This window comes from Planobispora longispora (assembly GCF_016863135.1).
Classification (GTDB): domain Bacteria; phylum Actinomycetota; class Actinomycetes; order Streptosporangiales; family Streptosporangiaceae; genus Planobispora; species Planobispora longispora.
This window is the reverse complement of sequence record NZ_BOOH01000042.1, coordinates 69,872-87,264: the sequence shown is the minus strand read 5'-3', so window position 1 is coordinate 87,264 and position 17,393 is coordinate 69,872. Positions and strand designations below refer to the sequence as shown.

The 17,393-nt window shown below is 70.3% G+C and carries 13 protein-coding genes and 3 tRNA genes; 10 read left to right on the top strand and 6 right to left on the bottom strand.

What is annotated here, in order from left to right; genetic code table 11:
• The first annotated feature begins 174 nt into the window (after window positions 1-174).
• From serA to Plo01_RS25335, 3 genes are all read left to right on the top strand, one after another.
• Complete coding sequence (gene serA / locus Plo01_RS25345) at window positions 175-1,764, top strand: phosphoglycerate dehydrogenase (protein ID WP_203893185.1); 1,590 nt, start codon at window positions 175-177, stop codon at window positions 1,762-1,764.
• A gap of 566 nt (window positions 1,765-2,330) precedes the next feature.
• Entirely contained in the window at window positions 2,331-3,377 is a 1,047-nt protein-coding gene (locus tag Plo01_RS25340) for a 3-isopropylmalate dehydrogenase (RefSeq protein ID WP_203893184.1), read from the top strand.
• 188 nt (window positions 3,378-3,565) lie between these two features.
• Window positions 3,566-4,660 carry a branched-chain amino acid aminotransferase gene (locus Plo01_RS25335; protein WP_203893183.1) on the top strand — a complete coding sequence of 365 codons (1,095 nt, stop codon included), beginning with the start codon at window positions 3,566-3,568 and terminating at the stop codon, window positions 4,658-4,660.
• A gap of 102 nt (window positions 4,661-4,762) precedes the next feature.
• On the opposite strand, the gene Plo01_RS25330 is transcribed toward Plo01_RS25335, so the two are convergent.
• The gene (locus Plo01_RS25330; protein ID WP_203893182.1) at window positions 4,763-5,416 is read right to left on the bottom strand and encodes an O-methyltransferase; all 654 of its coding nucleotides are present in this window, start codon (window positions 5,414-5,416) and stop codon (window positions 4,763-4,765) included.
• Between the two features lie 301 nt (window positions 5,417-5,717).
• On the opposite strand from Plo01_RS25330, the gene cimA reads away from it, so the two are divergent.
• The gene (gene cimA, locus Plo01_RS25325; RefSeq protein WP_203893181.1) at window positions 5,718-7,295 is read left to right on the top strand and encodes a citramalate synthase; all 1,578 of its coding nucleotides are present in this window, start codon (window positions 5,718-5,720) and stop codon (window positions 7,293-7,295) included.
• A 105-nt stretch (window positions 7,296-7,400) separates the two neighbouring features.
• On the opposite strand, the gene Plo01_RS25320 is transcribed toward cimA, so the two are convergent.
• The 3 genes from Plo01_RS25320 to Plo01_RS25310 all read right to left on the bottom strand — a co-directional run bounded on the left by Plo01_RS25320 (window position 7,401) and on the right by Plo01_RS25310 (window position 11,132).
• The gene (locus Plo01_RS25320; protein ID WP_203893180.1) at window positions 7,401-8,171 is read right to left on the bottom strand and encodes a class I SAM-dependent methyltransferase; all 771 of its coding nucleotides are present in this window, start codon (window positions 8,169-8,171) and stop codon (window positions 7,401-7,403) included.
• A 143-nt stretch (window positions 8,172-8,314) separates the two neighbouring features.
• Window positions 8,315-10,003: a heparinase II/III domain-containing protein gene (locus Plo01_RS25315; protein WP_203893179.1), complete on the bottom strand. Its 1,689-nt coding sequence runs from the start codon at window positions 10,001-10,003 to the stop codon at window positions 8,315-8,317.
• 124 nt (window positions 10,004-10,127) lie between these two features.
• Entirely contained in the window at window positions 10,128-11,132 is a 1,005-nt protein-coding gene (locus Plo01_RS25310; RefSeq protein ID WP_203893178.1) for a helix-turn-helix domain-containing protein, read from the bottom strand.
• Window positions 11,133-11,204: 72 nt separating this feature from the next.
• Here Plo01_RS25310 and Plo01_RS25305 point away from each other — a divergent pair, with 72 nt between their 5' ends.
• A complete protein-coding gene (locus Plo01_RS25305; protein ID WP_203893177.1) occupies window positions 11,205-11,801 on the top strand; it encodes an HD domain-containing protein in 597 nt (198 codons plus the stop codon).
• A 245-nt stretch (window positions 11,802-12,046) separates the two neighbouring features.
• Here Plo01_RS25305 and Plo01_RS25300 read toward each other — a convergent pair whose 3' ends face one another.
• Window positions 12,047-12,430 (bottom strand): antibiotic biosynthesis monooxygenase family protein, encoded by a 384-nt coding sequence (locus Plo01_RS25300; protein ID WP_203893176.1) that lies wholly within the window; start codon window positions 12,428-12,430, stop codon window positions 12,047-12,049.
• Window positions 12,431-12,630: 200 nt separating this feature from the next.
• Between Plo01_RS25300 and Plo01_RS25295 the strand changes: the two genes are divergently transcribed.
• On the top strand, window positions 12,631-13,407 hold the full coding sequence (locus tag Plo01_RS25295) for a fumarylacetoacetate hydrolase family protein (protein WP_203893175.1): 777 nt from the start codon (window positions 12,631-12,633) through the stop codon (window positions 13,405-13,407).
• Window positions 13,408-13,435: 28 nt separating this feature from the next.
• On the top strand, window positions 13,436-14,767 hold the full coding sequence (gltX, locus tag Plo01_RS25290) for a glutamate--tRNA ligase (RefSeq protein WP_239317045.1): 1,332 nt from the start codon (window positions 13,436-13,438) through the stop codon (window positions 14,765-14,767).
• A 62-nt stretch (window positions 14,768-14,829) separates the two neighbouring features.
• Here the strand turns inward: gltX and Plo01_RS25285 are convergent, their stop codons facing one another.
• Complete coding sequence (locus Plo01_RS25285) at window positions 14,830-16,809, bottom strand: M3 family metallopeptidase (protein ID WP_203893173.1); 1,980 nt, start codon at window positions 16,807-16,809, stop codon at window positions 14,830-14,832.
• Between the two features lie 185 nt (window positions 16,810-16,994).
• On the opposite strand from Plo01_RS25285, the gene Plo01_RS25280 reads away from it, so the two are divergent.
• The 3 genes from Plo01_RS25280 to Plo01_RS25270 all read left to right on the top strand — a co-directional run bounded on the left by Plo01_RS25280 (window position 16,995) and on the right by Plo01_RS25270 (window position 17,306).
• A tRNA-Gln gene (locus Plo01_RS25280) sits at window positions 16,995-17,066 on the top strand.
• A gap of 74 nt (window positions 17,067-17,140) precedes the next feature.
• Window positions 17,141-17,216 (top strand) — tRNA-Glu (locus Plo01_RS25275).
• A 17-nt stretch (window positions 17,217-17,233) separates the two neighbouring features.
• A tRNA-Glu gene (locus Plo01_RS25270) sits at window positions 17,234-17,306 on the top strand.
• Window positions 17,307-17,393: the final 87 nt, after the last annotated feature.

Sequence of the window (17,393 nt, the reverse complement as noted above, 5' to 3'; positions counted from 1 at the left end):
TCGTGAAGATTTGTCGCAAGCAATACCAACTTCAAGGTTCCAGGCATGAGATTGAGTGGGAAGGGGTACGACGCGCGCCCGTCTCGGATCGCGGGACACTCGTGAACGCGTTCACAAGCGCCTATAGACTGCCTGAGGTCCGTGCAGCCCTTCCCGTCTCAAAAGGAAACGCCAGTGAACAAGCCCGTCGTACTGGTCGCAGAGGAACTCTCCGAGGCCGGTCTCGCGGTCCTGGGCGCGGACTTCGAGGTCCGCCACACCGACGGCGCCGACCGCGCCCAGTTCCTGCCCGCCCTCGCCGACGTGGACGCGCTCATCGTGCGCAGCGCCACCCAGGTGGACGCCGAGGCCGTCGCCCACGCGCCCAGGCTCCGCGTCGTCGCCCGCGCCGGCGTCGGCCTGGACAACGTGGACGTGGAGGCCGCCACCAAGGCGGGCGTCATGGTCGTCAACGCGCCCACCTCCAACATCACCAGCGCCGCCGAGCACACCGTCGCACTGATCCTCGCCTCCGCCCGCAACGTCGCGCAGGCGCACGCCGCGCTCAAGGGCGGCGAGTGGAAGCGCTCGAAGTACACCGGCGTGGAGCTCGACGAGAAGGTCGTCGCCATCCTCGGCCTCGGCAAGATCGGCCAGCTGGTCGCCCAGCGCCTGCAGCCGTTCGGCGTCGAGCTGATCGCCTACGACCCCTACCTGCAGCCGGCCCGCGCCGCGCAGATGGGCGTGCGCCTGGTGTCGCTGGAGGAGGCCCTGCGCGAGGCGGACTTCATCACGGTGCACCTGCCCAAGTCCAAGGAGACCATCGGGCTCATCGGCGAGAAGGAACTGCAGATCGTCAAGCCGTCGGTCCGCCTGATCAACGTCGCGCGCGGCGGCATCATCGACGAGAACGCCCTCTACTCCGCGATCAAGGAGGGCCGGGTCGCCGGCGCCGGCATCGACGTGTTCCCCAAGGAGCCCGTCACCGACAGCCCGCTGTTCGAGCTGGACCAGGTCGTCGTCACCCCGCACCTGGGCGCCTCCACCCACGAGGCCCAGGAGAAGGCCGGCACCCAGGTCGCGCGGAGCGTGAAGCTCGCCCTGGCCGGGGAGTTCGTGCCGGACGCGGTCAACGTCCAGGGCGGCGCCGTCGCCGAGGACGTCAAGCCGGGCCTGCCGCTGGCCGAGAAGCTCGGCCGGGTCTTCACCGCCCTCGCGGGCGAGGTCGCCACCAAGCTCGACGTCGAGGTCCGCGGCGAGATCGCCGCCGAGGACGTCCGGGTGCTGGAGCTGGCCGCGCTCAAGGGCGTCTTCACCGACGTCGTCGAGGACTCCGTCACCTACGTCAACGCCCCGCTCCTGGCCAAGGACCGCGGCGTGACCGTGGAACTGGTCACCAGCTCCGAGAGCCCCGACTGGCGCAACGTCGTCACCGTCCGCGGCGTCCTGGCCGACGGCCGTACGGTCTCGGTCTCGGGCACGCTGTCCGGCCCGCGTCAGATCACGAAGATCGTCGAGGTCAACGGCTACGAGATGGAGATCGAGCCGACCGACCACCTGTCGTTCTTCGCCTACTCCGACCGGCCCGGCGTCGTCGGCGTGGTCGGCCGCATCCTCGGCGACCACGGCATCAACATCGCCTCGATGCAGGTGTCCCGGGACGCCAAGGGCGGCAAGGCCCTCATCGCCCTGACCGTCGACAGCGCCATCCCGGCCGAGGTGGTCGAGCAGATCGTCGCCGAGATCGGCGCCGAGAGCGGCCGCTCGGTGGACCTGACGGACTGACCCTCCGGCACTCCCGGGAAGACATCGGGCGGAGCAGGGGCGGAGCGTTCAGGCTCCGCCCCTGCTCCGCTTCTCCGTACGGCCGCCGCCCCGCCCCGCGGGACGGCGGCCGTCTCATCATGTGGGAAACCGGGACGGCGGGCGAGACGACGTTCCGGCGACCAGGTAACCTGGGACAAATGCGCCAGGTTCTCGTACTCATTACCTGCCGCGGCGGGGCCTGACAGGGCAGGCCGGGAGCCCGCCGCGGTGCGGTGGCGCGTCCTGGCCGTAAGTCCTCCTCGCCGGTCCGTGACCCGGGCCCGCGACATCAGGCCCGGTCCGGATCCGCGACCGGAGATCCGGACCATCTCCCCCCCTGCTCCCATGCGACACGAGACGAGATCGCCATGTATGACATGTATCCCTGGAACCGTTCCGACGACGCCAAGGACGAGGCCGCCGACGCGCTGCAGACCGCGCTGGACCGGCGCGACAACGGCGGGGAGTCCGCCCGCTAGACCGGCGAAATGTCCATAATCTGAGATGGGTATCCGATAGACGAGACGGGACGGTAGGGTGCCCGCATGGATTCGCGCAACATTCGTCTGGCAGTCATCCCCGGCGACGGGATCGGGGTCGAGGTCGTCACCGAGGGCCTGAAGGTCCTCGACGCGGTGGGCGCCAAGCTGGAGACCACCACCTACGATCTCGGAGCCAAGCGGTACCACCGCACCGGCGAGACCCTCCCCGACGCCGTCCTGGACGAGCTGCGCGGATACGACGCCATCCTGCTCGGCGCGATCGGCGACCCCAGCGTGCCGCCGGGCGTGCTGGAGCGCGACCTGCTGCTCAGGCTCCGCTTCGAGCTCGACCACTACGTGAACCTCCGCCCGGTCAAGCTCTTCCCCGGCGTGGAGACCCCGCTGGCCAAGTCCCGGGCCGAGGACATCGACATGATCGTCGTCCGCGAGGGCACCGAGAGCCTCTACGCCGGGGCCGGCGGCGTGCTGCGCCGCGGCACGCCGCACGAGGTCGCCACCCAGGAGTCGCTGAACACCGCCTTCGGCGTCGAGCGCGTCGTCCGCTACGCCTTCGAGCAGGCGCTCGCCCGCCCCCGCAAGAAGCTGACGCTGGTCCACAAGACCAACGTGCTGACCTTCGCGGGCGACCTGTGGGCCCGCACGGTCGACCGCGTCGCCCTGGAGTACCCCGACGTGCAGACCGACTACTGCCACGTGGACGCGGCCTCGATGTTCTTCATCACGCAGCCCGAGCGGTTCGACGTGATCGTCACCGACAACCTCTTCGGCGACATCATCACCGACATCGGCGCGGCCGTCGCCGGCGGCATCGGCCGGGCGGCCAGCGGCAACATCAACCCCGACCGCACCGCGCCGAGCATGTTCGAGCCGGTCCACGGCAGCGCCCCCGACATCGCCGGCCAGGGCAAGGCCGACCCGACCGCCACGATCCTGTCGGTCGCCATGCTCCTGGACCACCTGGGCCTGGCCGAGGAGGCCGCCCGGGTCGAGCAGGCCGTCGCCGACGACCTGCTGGAGCGGCAGACCAACTGGACCGCCCGGACCACCCACGAGATCGGCGACGACATCACCGCCCGAGTAGCCGGCTGACGAGCCGCCACTCCCGACACTTCCGACGCGCCCGGCGGCTCACAGCGAGCCACCGGGCGCGTCTTCGCGTATCAGGGCACATTCCGGCCTCTGCCGGGCACCCGTCCCGATGCAGTAGTTTCCCGTTACCCGGTCCATCGCAGAATGGACTAAAGGGTAGACCCGCCACGAAGAGAAGGATCTCCGTCATGACCACTGCTCAGAAGCTCAGCTTCGACGTGCAGCTCTCCGACCATGCTCGCACCTCGGCCGAGCGCGAGCAGGTACTGGCGAGCCCCGGGTTCGGGCAGGTCTTCACCGACCACATGATCTCGATCGACTACACCGAGGGCCGCGGCTGGCACGACGCCCGGCTGATGCCGTACGGCCCGCTCAGCCTCGACCCGGCGACCTCGGTCTTCCACTACGCCCAGGAGCTGTTCGAGGGGCTGAAGGCCTACCGGCAGGGGGGCGGCGCGATCGCGTCGTTCCGGCCGTACGCCAACGCCGCCCGCTTCAACGTCTCCGCGGCGCGCATGGCCATGCCCGAGCTGCCCGAGGAGGCGTTCGTCGAGTCGCTGGAGCTGCTCGTCCAGACCGATCGGGAGTGGGTGCCCACGACCGAGGGGCACAGCCTCTACCTGCGCCCCTTCATGATCGCGACGCAGCCCGCGCTCGGCGTCAACTATCCCTCGAAGACCTACAAGTACATGGTGATCGCCTCCCCGGCCGCCGCCTACTTCGGCGGCGGCAAGGCGGTCTCGGTCTGGCTCTCCACCGAGTACACCCGGGCGGCCCCCGGCGGCACCGGCTTCGCCAAGTGCGGCGGCAACTACGCCGCGGCCTTCGTGGCCCAGCGCCAGGCCGTCGAGCAGGGCTGCGACCAGGTGGTCTGGCTGGACGCCCACGAGCACCGGTACGTCGAGGAGATGGGCGGGATGAACCTGTTCTTCGTCTTCGGCGACCGCCTGCTCACCCCCGCCCTCACCGGCACCCTGCTGCCCGGCATCACCCGCGACTCGATCCTCACCCTGGCCGGCGACCTGGGCCTCAAGGCCGAGGAGGGCCGCATCTCGATCGAGGAGTGGCAGGAGGGCTGCGAGTCCGGCGAGCTCACCGAGGTCTTCGCCTGCGGCACCGCCGCGGTCGTCACCCCGGTCGGAGCGGTCAAGGGCGCCGACCGCGCCTGGGCGGTCGGCGACGGCACCCAGGGCGAGGTCACCCGGCGCATCCGCGAGGAGCTGACGGGCATCCAGTACGGCACCCGCCCCGACCCGCACGGCTGGGTCCACAAGCTCTGCTGACCCGCTCCGGCTCTTCCCCGGGGGCGACCCGCTCCGGCTCTCCGGGAGGGCGACCCGCTCCGCGTCCGCCGGAGAGGTCGCCCTCGTCCGGAGGGTCTTCCCTCAGTGCTTCCGGATCATGGTCAGCCCGTCGGCGATGGGAAGCATGATCGAGGTGACCCGGTGGTCGGCGGCGACCATGTCGTTGAACTCGCGGATCGCCTTGGTGGTCTCGTCGCGCTCGGACGGGTGGGCCACCTTCCCCTTCCACAGGGTGTTGTCGACCAGCATCAGCCCGCCCGGGGCCAGGTGCGTCATGAGCATCTCGTAGTAGACGCCGTAGTTCTCCTTGTCCGCGTCGATGAAGGCCAGGTCGACGGCGGGGACGAGGGGCAGGTCCTTGAGACGCTCGACGGCCGGGCCGAGCCGCAGCACGATGCGGCCCGCGACCCCCGCCTTCTCCCAGTAGCGCCGGGCGATCGAGGTCCACTCCTCGCTGATGTCGAAGCAGTGGAGCCTGCCGCGCGGGGGCAGGGCGCGGGCCAGGCAGATGGCCGAGTATCCGGTGAAGGTGCCTACCTCCACGACGTTCCGGGCGCGGGCCACCTGGGTGATCATCGTCAGGAAGCGGCCCTGGTCGGGTGTGATCTGCATGCCGGCGCGATCGCCGGTGACCTCGCGGGTCTCCACGGTCAGGGCGTCGAGCAGGTCGTCGGGCGGCGTGCTGTGCGCCAGCAGGTACTGTCCGATGGCCGGTTCGAGGTAAGTCGCCTTCATACAGCCCATTGTCGTAGGTTGACCATCGTTTCCCTGCAGCGGGGTGGCTCCGTGTCGCCGGTCGGTGTCTCTCCGTCGCCACGCCGTACATCTCGGATCCTGAGACCGATGTGTCAGATGGTGTCGGCGTGTGGCAGACTTCAACGCATCATGTTCTATGGTCTGCTCATTATCGGCAGGCGCGCCGGCTGACAAGGGACACCGCCGGCGCGCAGACCTCTCACGTCCGTGAGGGGTCTTTCTTGTTTCTCAGGCCGAAATGAGCGCGCGGCGAGACATCGGACCGCGAAGGAGACACCGAATGACCGACGACCGCTTCCACGTGTACGACACGACGCTCCGTGACGGGGCCCAGCAGGAGGGCCTCAACCTCACGGTGGCCGACAAGCTGGCCATCACGCGGCACCTGGACGGCCTGGGCGTCGGTTTCATCGAGGGGGGCTGGCCGGGGGCCAATCCCAAGGACACAGAGTTCTTCCGGCGGGCTCGAACAGAGCTCGACCTGAAGCACGCGCAGCTCGCCGCGTTCGGCGCGACCCGCCGGGCCGGTGTGAAGGCAGCCGACGACCCACTGGTGGCCGCACTGCGCGAATCCGGCGCGCCGGTCGTGACCCTTGTCGCCAAGAGCCACGACCGGCACGTGGAGCTGGCCCTCCGCACGACTCTCCAGGAGAACCTCGCGATGATCCGCGACACGGTCTCTCACCTCCGTGCGGAGGGCCAGCGAGTCTTCCTCGACGCCGAGCACTTCTTCGACGGCTACAAGTCCAACCCAGCGTACGCGCTGGAGGTGCTGCGCACCGCCGCGGAGGCGGGCGCCTCGGTGATCGCGCTGTGCGACACCAACGGCGGGATGCTCCCCGACGAGCTGGCCGACGTCGTCCACGAGGCGGTCGGCACCGGGGCCCGCGTCGGCATCCACTGCCACGACGACACCGGCTGCGCGGTGGCCAACACCCTGGCCGCGGTCAAGGCGGGCGCCACCCACGTGCAGGGCTGCGCCAACGGCTACGGCGAGCGCTCCGGCAACGCGAACCTGTTCACGGTCGTGGCCAACCTCCAGCTCAAGCGGGGCTTCGACCTGGTCCCGCGGGAGGCGCTGGCCGACATGACCCGCATCGCGCACGCGATCACCGAGGTCACCAACGTCACCCCGAACTCCCACGCCCCCTACGTCGGCGTCTCCGCCTTCGCGCACAAGGCCGGGCTGCACGCCAGCGCCATCAAGGTGGACCCCAACCTCTACCAGCACATCGATCCCGCCATGGTCGGCAACGACATGCGCATGCTGGTCTCCGACATGGCCGGGCGCGCCTCGGTCGAGCTCAAGGGACGCGAGCTGGGCTACGAGCTGACCCCGGAGACCTCCCGCGAGCTGGTGGAGCGGGTCAAGGAGCTGGAGTCGCGCGGCTACACCTTCGAGGCCGCCGACGCCTCCTTCGAGCTGCTGCTGCGCGACACCGTGGCGGGCGAGCGCAGGCGGCACTTCTCGGTCGAGTCCTGGCGGGTGATCGTCGAGCGGACCCGGGGCGGCGAGCTGATCAGCGAGGCCACCGTCAAGCTGCACGCCAAGGGCGAGCGGATCGTCGCCACCGGCGAGGGCAACGGCCCGGTCAACGCCCTGGACAAGGCGGTGCGGGCGGGGCTGGAGCGGCTCTACCCGGAGCTGGCCGAGGTCGAGCTGATCGACTTCAAGGTGCGGATCCTGGAGGGCGCCCACGGCACCGACGCGATCACGCGCGTGCTCATCACCTCCAGCGACGCGACGGGCGAGTGGGCGACCGTCGGCGTCGACGAGAACATCATCGAGGCCTCCTGGCAGGCCCTGGAGCAGGCCGTCACCTACGGGCTGCTCCAGGCGGGCCACCACGCGGACTGAGCGTCCGGTCCGGGAATCTGTGACGAGGGGGTACGGCGCCGCGCGCCGTACCCCCTCGGCCGTCCGCGCTCCGGCACCGTCAGCCGACACCGTCAGGCGGCGCCGTCAGCCGGCGTCGAGAACGAAGAACAGGAAGCTCAGGAACCTCGTGCGGGTGGGCTCGTACTCGCTGAACTGCTCGGGGAACAGGTCGCGGGCCTCCGGCACGAACGGCGGTTCGCTGATGACATCGATGCGGAAGCCGGCCGCGATGAAGGCCTCGGTCATCTCGTGCAGCGGCCGGTCCCAGAAGCTCATCCGGGCGGTCTGCCCGCCCATGGTCCATTCCTCGACCCGGTTACGGATTCCGAAATAGCTGGGCTTCTCCCCGGCCATGTGGCGCATGAGGGTGATCACGAAAGGGTGGTCGACCGAGACGAGGAGCCGGCCGCCAGGCCTCAGCACGCGTCGGAACTCGGTCAGCGTCGGTCCCCAGTCCTCCAGGTAGTGCAGTACCAGGGACGCGACGACGTCGTCGAACGCGCCGTCGGGGAAGGGCAGCGGATCGGCCAGGTCGGCCACCCGCAGGTCCGCGTCGGCGCCCAGCCGCCGCCGGGCCAGCTCCAGCATCCCGGCGCTCGCGTCGACGCCGGTCACGACGGCGCCCCGATCGCGCAGCGCGGCGAACAGGGGACCCGCGCCGCAGCCGGCGTCGAGGATCCGCCGGCCGGTCACGTCTCCGGCGAGCTCCAGCATCGCCGGCCGCTCGTAGTACGCGTTCAGGAGGTTGTTCTCGTTCTCGGCCGCGTACCCCTCGGCGAGACGGTCGTAGTCGTTGAACGCGGAGGGGTCTGCGGCCTCGACATGATCTTCGGGGATGGTAGACATGGGGGCCATTTTGACCCAGTCAGTCCCTGTGGCGCAGACATACGGACCGTTTGTCGTGACCACGCGCTTCGATCCATCGCCGAAACCACGCGGGCGCTCCCGGATGTCCGCGACCTTCCCGGGTGCTCCGGGGACAGACGCCCCGGAGCGCCCTAGGACAGGGACGACCCCTTCACCCGGAAGCCGACCGTGCCCTCCGAGGTCTCCACGGTGACCTTGCCGCCGGAGCAGGAGACCGAGGGCGTGCCGGTGCCGGGCGTCACCACGGTGAGCACCGATCCGGCGGTGGCGGCGGAGACCACCGCGGGGGCGGCCTGCTTGCGCAGGTAGGCGGGGGAGACCCAGCCCTGGTAGGGGTTCGTGGCGCCGCGCACGACCTTCGAGGAGACGGGCTTGCAGGACGGCATCGCCACCTGGACCAGCGCGGCCTTCCAGCCGGACTTGTCCTTGACCACGACCTTGCCGCCGTCGCTCGACGCCGCGGACAGGTCCGTGGCGAAGTGCCAGATCGTGCCGACCTTCGAGCCGCGGGGCACGGTGTCGAGCACGGCCATCACGTCCTCGCCGTGGTTGACCAGGACCGAACGGGTCCGCGCCACGCCGTACGCCCTGTCCGTCAGCTGGAAGCTCTGCCGGTCGTCCTTGATCGAGGACTTGGTCAGCGAGCTCCTGGTCCCCCCGCGGAACCCGGCTCCGGCCACGACCGGCACGTTGTGCGCCTGGGGGGACATCGTCCAGCGGCGGTAGGCGCTGTTCTCGTAGGAGTGGAAGCCCACGTCGACCAGGACGTCCCTGCCCTGGGCGTAGTAGGTCACGCCGAGGTGGTCCTCGTGGCCGTGGTACTTCATGCCGGGGCCGAACCGGATGGAGTAGAACGCCGACTCCGGCTTGTTCCAGGCGGTGCGGCCGTAGACGTAGCCGTTGCCGAACACCTTCACGGTCTGCTTCGGGGCGGCGTACCCGACCGGGCGCACGTCCGCCCCGCCGTCGCCGATCGGCACCATGAAGCCGTTGGGCTGGGTGGAGTGGGAGATGAAGTCCTCCATCGACTTCCAGCGCTTCTCGATCGAGGCGGGGACCTTCCGGCCGCACTCCTTGATGTTGTCCATCGCGACCTTGAGCCGGTCGTAGACGTAGATCGCGTAGCGCGGGGCCTGCTCGCGCAGCGCGCCCTGGGAGTCGACGTCGAGCTCGACCGTCTCGGTCAGGCGGCGGATCGCCAGCCCGGACCACTGCTCGCGGCCGTAGCGGCAGCCGATGCCCAGCAGCGCGATGTCCTGGTCGATGCCGTGGTTGTGGCCCTTCTCGTACAGCGCCGGGTTGGCCAGCATCGAGGCGTGCTCGGCCAGGCTCTTGGTGAGCCAGGACTCGCTGACGTGCTTGCTGAGGCAGACCAGAGCGGGCGCGCGCAGCGCGATCGGGTGCTCCTGCCAGGCGTACGGGCTGCCGCCGCCCCGGCGCGGGTTGTCCTTCACCCAGTCCTTGGCGATCTCGGTGGCCCGGGTCAGGTAGGCCCTGTCGCCGTTGCTCTCGTAGTCGGCGACCAGGCGCCCCATCCAGCGCAGGGAGTGGAAGACCATGCTCCACGACCGGTTGCGATAGGGGTCGGTCCGCCAGTTGACGTCCTTGCCGACCTTCACGGGGGGCAGGTCGAGGAACTCCACCTGGCCGTTCATGATGTCCGGTCCGGTCGGGGTCGCGGGCAGCCAGTCGCCCTGGCACTCGGCCGTGCGTTTGACCTTGTCCGCCGCCTCCGCCGTACCGGCCGCCGTGCCGATCGTCCCTCCGCAGGTGAGCAGGAGGGCGGTGGAGAGTGCGAGTGCTTGTGTGCGGCGGCGCACGCCAGTTCCTTCCGGGGCAGGTGGGAGAGCTGATTATGCTGTCCGAATCCCACCAAACCGGTCAAGCCGCAGGGGCCGCTTCCCGCGCATCGTTAGCAACTAGATGCGTGGGCGCCGGCGGGGTTCACGCCGTCCGTCGCGCCCGCGCGGTCCCGGGACCCGCGCCGTCCGCCCCGCCCGTGCCGAAGGTCTCCCGGTAGGCCGTGGGAGAGACCCCCACCTGGCGGCGGAAATGAGGGCGCAGCGCGACCGCCGAGGCGAACCCCGACTTGCGGGCCACCAGCTCGACCGGCTCGGCCGTCGTCTCCAGCAGCCGCTGGGCGTGCAGGACCCGCTGGTGGAGCAGCCACTGGGCGGGGGTGGTCCCGGTGGCCTGGCGGAAGCGCCGGTCGAAGGTGCGGCGGCTCATCAGCGCGCGGGCGGCCAGGTCGTCCACGGTGAGCTCCCGGTCCAGACGGCGCAGGGCCCAGTCGAGGGTGTCGCCGAAGGGGTCGCCGGCGGCCGGGGCGGGGACGGGATGGTCGATGTACTGCGCCTGCCCTCCGGCCCGGTGGGGAGGCGTGACCAGCCCGCGGGCGATGCTGTTGGCCGCCTGCGCGCCGTGCGAGCGGCGCACGAGGTGCAGGCAGAGGTCGATGCCGCCGGTGCTCCCCGCGGAGGTGAGGATGTCGCCCTCGTCCACGTAGAGCACGTCGGGCCGGACCTCGACGCGCGGGTGCATCGAGGCGAGCAGCCCCGCGTAGCGCCAGTGCGTCGTGGCCGGGCGGCCGTCCAGCAGGCCGGAGGCGGCCAGCACGAACGTGCCCAGGCACAGGGAGACCACCGTCGAGCCCCGCGCGTGGGCGCGGCGCAGCGCCTCCAGGGCCTCCTCCGGAGGCGGGTCGCCGGCCGACGGCCGGCGCCAGGTCGGCACGATGACGAGATCGGCGCCTTCCACGGCGTCCAGGCCGTACGGCGCCGCGAGAGTGATGCCCGCGTCCGTGCGGACCGGACCGCCCTCGGCGGCGATCACCCGCACGTCGAACTCCGGCCGGTCGTCCCGCCGCTCGCCGAACACCGCGATCGGCACCGACGCCTCGAACAGGGGGATCCGGTCGAACATCAGCACCGCGACCGTGGAGAATCCCATGGCGCGATCCTATCGACGGATGACTTCCCGGCCACTCACGCCGCCGGGCCGTCCCCCGGCATCCTGGACGCCATGAGACTCGCCGACATCGTGATCCCCGAGACCCCCGCCGCCCGCGCCGCGCTGGAGGCGGCCACCGCCTACTGCTCGCCCGCGCTGCTGGGCCACTCGATCCGGTCCTACCTGTGGGCCGCGGCCTACGCCGAGCTGAACGGCATCGCCTTCGACGCGGAACTGCTCTACGTCTCGGCGATGTTCCACGACATCGGGCTGGTGGCGGAGTTCGACAGCCACACGGTCCCCTTCGAGGAGGCCGGGGGCCACGTGGCGTGGATCTTCTGCGCGGGCGCCGGCTGGCCGGTCGAGCGCCGCGTGCGCGCCTCGGAGGTGATCATCCGCCACATGTGGGACGAGGTCGACGTGGCCGAGGACCCCGAGGGACACCTGCTGGAGCTCTCCACCGGCCTCGACATCTCCGGCCGGAACCCGCAGGCCTGGCCCGAGGACCTGCGCGCCGAGGTGCTGGCCCGCCACCCCCGGCTCGGAATCGCCGGGGAGTTCACCGCCTGCATCCAGAACCAGGGCGAGCGCAAGCCCGACAGCCTCGCGGGCGGTTTCGTCCGCGGCGGCGTCGCCGCCCGCATCGCGGCCAACCCCCTGGACCGCTGACCCCGCGATCCCTCTTCCCCCGCGGCGGCCGTCCCCGGCAACGCCGACGGCCGCCGCCTTTTCACCTGCGCCGTGGCCCGTCCCGGGCCGCTGACGGCGATCTCTCTTCCCCGCGGCGGCCGTCTCCGGGAGCGCCGACGGCCGCCGTCGTCTCTCCTCCCGGCGCCGCGCGTTCCCCCGACGGCGCCGGTACGGCGGGGAGCCGTACCGGCGTGCCCGGCGCCGCCGTACGGCGCGCGGCGGTCTCAGGCCTTGGGACCCGTGCTCTGCACGACCTCGAACGACCAGATCTCGGACCCCGAGGCGGCCGGGCCGCCGTGCCCGTGGCCGTGTCCGTGGCCCTGGCCCGCGGCCGCCCCGTGGCCGTGACCCTGGGCGCCCGCCTCGGCGGCGGCCTGGGCGTGGCCGCGCTGGAAGGCCTGGCTCTCGGTCCAGCGGGTGAAGTCCTCCTCGGAGCGCCAGCGGGTGTACACCATGTAGCGGTCGGTGCCCTCGACCGGACGGAGCAGCTCGAACCGCTCGAAACCGTCGGCAGCCTCCACCATCCCGGCCCGGTTCGAGAACCGGTGCTCCAGTGCCTCGCGCATCTCCGCGGGCACGGTCAGGACATTGATCTTCACAACGGACATGAGTTCTCCTCCCGGAACGTCTTCCCGATCACCCTACGGGCCCGGGCACGGGCTCCACCTTGCGGTACGCCACCACGGCCGCCGCGCCCACGAGCCATCCGAAGGCCGGGGCCCAGGCAGCAGTGATCCTTTTGCCTTGTCTTCACCTGCTCTCCGGTGGCCGCCGCATACGGGTCCGGAGACGGCACTAGCCTTGTGGGGTGCGTATAGCGAGGTTCTCCACAGGCGACGGTGTCGGGTTCGGGGTGGTCGAGGGCGGCCCCGGTGAGGAGTTCATCTCCGGGATCTCCGGGCACCCGTTCGGCCCGATCCAGTTCACCGGCGAGCGTCACTCCCTCTCGCGGGTCAAGCTGCTCGCCCCCATGCTGCCCAGCAAGGTCGTCGCGATCGGCAAGAACTACGCCGAGCACGCCCGCGAGATGGGCGGGGAGGTCCCCGGCGAGCCGCTGATGTTCATCAAGCCGTCCACCTCGGTGATCGGCCCGGCCGAGGCCGTCGCCTACCCGACCGGGCTGTCGGAGCGGGTCGACTTCGAGGGCGAGCTGGCCGTGGTCATCGGCAGGCTCTGCCGGGAGGTCCCCGTCGAGCGGGCCCATGAAGTGATCTTCGGCTACACCTGCGCCAACGACGTCACGGCCAGGGACCTGCAGAAGAAGGACGTGCAGTTCACCCGGGCCAAGGGCTTCGACACCTTCTGCCCGCTCGGCCCGTGGATCCAGACCGAGCTCGACCCCGCCGACCTGGGCATCACCACGACGGTGAACGGCGAGGTACGGCAGAGCTCGCGCACCTCCAAGCTCATGTACGACATCCCGACGCTGATCGCCCACGTGAGCGCGGTCATGACCCTCATCCCCGGCGACGTCATCCTGACCGGGACGCCCGAGGGGGTCGGCCCGCTCCAGATCGGGGACGAGGTCAGCGTCGCCATCGAAGGTATCGGCACTCTCAGCAACCGGGTGGTCTCCCGTGATTAGGGTTCGTTTCGCTCCCTCGCCCACCGGCATGTTCCATGTCGGCGGCGCTCGCACCGCGCTGTTCAACTGGGCGCTGGCCCAGCAGGCGGGCGGCCGGTTCGTCCTGCGCGTCGAGGACACCGACGCCACCCGCAACCGCCCGGAGTGGACCGAGGGCATCATCTCGGCCCTGGCCTGGATCGGGATCAGCGACGAGAGCCCGGTCTTCGAGGGCCCCTTCTTCCAGTCGGCCTTCGAGCCCCAGCACCGCGAGGCCGTCGCCAAGCTGCTCGCCGACGGCAAGGCGTACTACTGCGACTGCACCCGCGAGCGGCTCCAGGAGCGCACCGGCTCCGAGCACAAGGGCTACGACGGTTTCTGCCGTGACCGCGGCCTGACCGGGGGCGCGGTCCGCTTCCGCACCCCCGACGAGGGCGTCACCGTGGTGGACGACCTCATCCGCGGCCGGGTGGAGTTCCCCAACGACGCGCAGGAGGACTTCGTCATCGCGCGCAGCGACGGCTCGCCGCTGTACGTCCTGGCCAACGCCGTCGACGACATCACCCAGGGCGTCACCCACGTGGTCCGCGGCGAGGAGCACCTGGGCAACGCCCAGCGCCAGGAGCTGCTGTGGCCCGCGCTGGGCGCCAACCCGCCGGTCTGGGCGCACCTGCCGGTCATCGTCAACGAGCAGCGCAAGAAGCTCTCCAAGCGCCGCGACAAGGTCGCCCTGGAGTCCTACCGCGAGGAGGGCTACCTGGCCGAGGCGATGGTCAACTACCTGATGCTGCTCGGCTGGGGTCCCGGCGAGGACCGCGAGATCATGCCCTGGTCGGAGATGATGCCGCTGTTCAAGCTGGAGAACGTCAACTCCGCCAGCGCCTTCTTCGACGAGAAGAAGCTGCGCGCCTTCAACGGCGAGTACATCCGGGCGCTGCCGCCGGACGAGTTCGTCAAGAGGGTCGAGCCCTGGCTCGACCCGAGCTGGGACCGGGCGACCTTCGCCAAGGTCGCCGAGCTGGCCCAGACGCGCGTCGCCGTCCTCTCCGAGATCAGCGCGAACGTCGACTTCCTCTTCCTGGACGAGCCCTTCTTCGACCAGGCCGCCTGGGACAAGGCGATGAAGGGCCCGGCCGAGGAGATCCTCACCGGATACCTCGCCCGCCTGGAGACGGTGAGCATGGACACCGACTCCCTGAAGGCGGCCCTGGAGGAGGTCGGCGCCGAGCACGGCCTCAAGCTGGGCAAGGCCCAGGCCCCGGTCCGGGTGGCGCTCACCGGCCGGACGGTCGGCCTGCCGCTGTTCGAGTCGATCGAGGTCCTCGGCCGCGAGCGCTCCGCGGACCGCCTGCGCGCCGCGCTGGCCCGCCTGCGCGGCTGACCGGGCGGTGAAGGGGAGGGCGGTCCGGGAGAACCCGGACCGCCCTCTTTTCGCGCCCGTCCTCAGCCCAGCAGGCCCCGGCGCTCCAGCAGGGGCTCGATGCGGGGGTCGCGGCCCCGGAACTCGCGGAAGGCGTCCATCACGTCCTTGGAGCCGCCGACCGCCAGCAGACGGGACCGGAAGCGGTCGCCGTTCTCCCGCTTCAGGCCGCCGTTCTCCTTGAACCACTCGACGCTGTCGGCGTCCAGGACCTCGCTCCAGATGTAGGAGTAGTAGCCCGCGCTGTAGCCGCCCACGCCCATCGAGAAGATGTGCGCGAAGTAGTTGGTCCGGTAGCGGGGGCGGACCAGCGGGAAGGCGATCCCCGCCCGCTCCAGGGCCGCCGCCTCGAACGCCTCGGCGTCCGCCACGGTCTCGCCGGCGGCCAGCTTGTGCCAGGCCCAGTCGAGCAGCGTCGCGGCGAGGTACTCCACGGTCGTGAAGCCCTGGTTGAACTTCTCGGCGGCCCGCATCTTCTCCAGGAGCTCGGCGGGGACCGGCTCGCCGGTCTCGTGGTGCCTGGCGAAGTTGGCCAGGACCGACGGCCAGGTCGCCCACATCTCGTTGACCTGCGAGGGGTACTCGACGAAGTCGCGCGGCACCTCGGTGCCGGAGAGCCGGGGGAAGCGGACGTCGGAGAACAGGCCGTGCAGGGCGTGGCCGAACTCGTGGAAGGCGGTGTTGACCTCGTCGAAGGTGAGCAGCGTCGGGCCCTCGGCGGGCTTGGTGATGTTGAGGTTGTTCATCACCACGGGCAGCTCGCCGAACAGGTGCGACTGGTCGACCAGGTTGTTCATCCAGGCGCCGCCGCGCTTGGTGGGCCGGGCGTAGGGGTCGAACAGGAACAGGCCCATCGGGGAGCCGTCGGCGTCGAACACCTCGTAGACCCGGACGTCGGGGTGGTAGCCGATCAGGTCGGTCCGGTCGGCGAAGGTGACGCCGTACAGCTCGGTGGCGGCGTGGAAGACGCCGTCCCGCAGCACCCGGTCCAGCTCGAAGTACGGCCGCAGCTCGGAGCTGTCGAAGTCGTAGCGGGCCTTGCGCACCTTCTCGGCGTAGAAGGACCAGTCCCAGGGCTCGATGGCGAACCCGGCCTGCTCGCTCAGCGCCTCGGCCTCCCGGCGGGCGTTGGCCACCGCCGGCCCGGCCAGCTTGGCGAGCATCTCCTCCACGGCCCCGGTGGTCTTGGCCGTCTGGTCGGCGACGGAGTAGGCGGCGTGGTTCGGGTAGCCGAGCAGGGCGGCCCGCTCGGCGCGGAGCGTCGCCATCTTGATCGCCAGCTCGAAGTTCTCCGGCGCCCGGTTCACCGAGAGCTCGTACAGCTTCCTGCGGGTCTCCCGGCTGGTCAGCTCGGCCAGGGCGGGCTGGTTGGTGAAGTTGAGCAGCGGCAGGACGTACTTGCCGTCCTGGTGGATGGACTGGAGGGTGCTCTCCGGCAGGCCGTCCAGCTCCGTGCGGTCCTCGGTGACCAGGGCCGAGGCGGTGGAGGCCGCCAGCAGGTTCTGGGAGAAGGTCGTGGAGAGCGTGGACAGCTCCTCGTTGAGGGCCTTCAGCCGCTCCTGCTCCTCCTCCGACAGCTCGGCGCCGGCCCGGACGAAGTCCACGCGGTACTTCTCCAGCAGCCACGCCTCCTCCGGGCTCTCGGTGGCGATCTGCTTGATCCGCGCGTAGAGGGCGCGGTTCAGGTGGATGGCGTCGCGGTGCTTGGCCAGCCTGGGAGAGATCTCGGTCTCGATCGCCCGGATGCCGTCGGTCGCGTCGGAGGAGGCGACGCTGAAGAAGACGATCGACGTCCGCTTCAGGATCTGGCCCGAGCGTTCCAGGGCCTCGACGGTGTTGGCGAAGGTGGCGGGCTCCGGGTTGTCCGCGATCGCCGCCACCTCCCGGAGCTGGTCGTCCATGCCGTGCTCGAACGCGGGCATGTAGTGCTCTTCGCGGATCTGCGCGAAGGGGGGCAGCTGATAGGGCAGCGTGCTGGGGGTGAAGAAGGGGTTGTCGGCCACAGCGCGGCTCCTCTTATACGGACGGATCTCTCCAGCAGCGTTACATAACGGGTGACCGATAGGCACTTCGGCGTCACGGGGTTCGCTCCGGGCCGACGCCCGCGACTGTCGTTTTGGCCTTGGCCCTCAAGGTGGGCTATTCTTTCGGAGTCGCCAGGGAGACCCGACAGGGGCGCCCGAAGCGGTGGGGTATGGTGTAATTGGCAGCACGACTGATTCTGGTTCAGTTAGTCTAGGTTCGAGTCCTGGTACCCCAGCTGTGACTCCCCCCGGAGTCGCTACGGATGAGGCTCAGCCAAATCCGATCACAGTATGTGATGACAGTGTTCAGGGTCCCGTCGTCTAGTGGCCTAGGACGCCGCCCTCTCAAGGCGGTAACGCCGGTTCGAATCCGGTCGGGACTACCACACTGTCACATGCACAAGGCTCCGTCGTCTAGTGGCCTAGGACGCCGCCCTCTCAAGGCGGTAGCGCCGGTTCGAATCCGGTCGGGGCTACCTTGTGGAACCCCTGGAAGCAAACGCTTCCAGGGGTTTTCTGTTGTTATCGGCCGTCCTGGAATACCTCTTGATTGGATAGCGTTC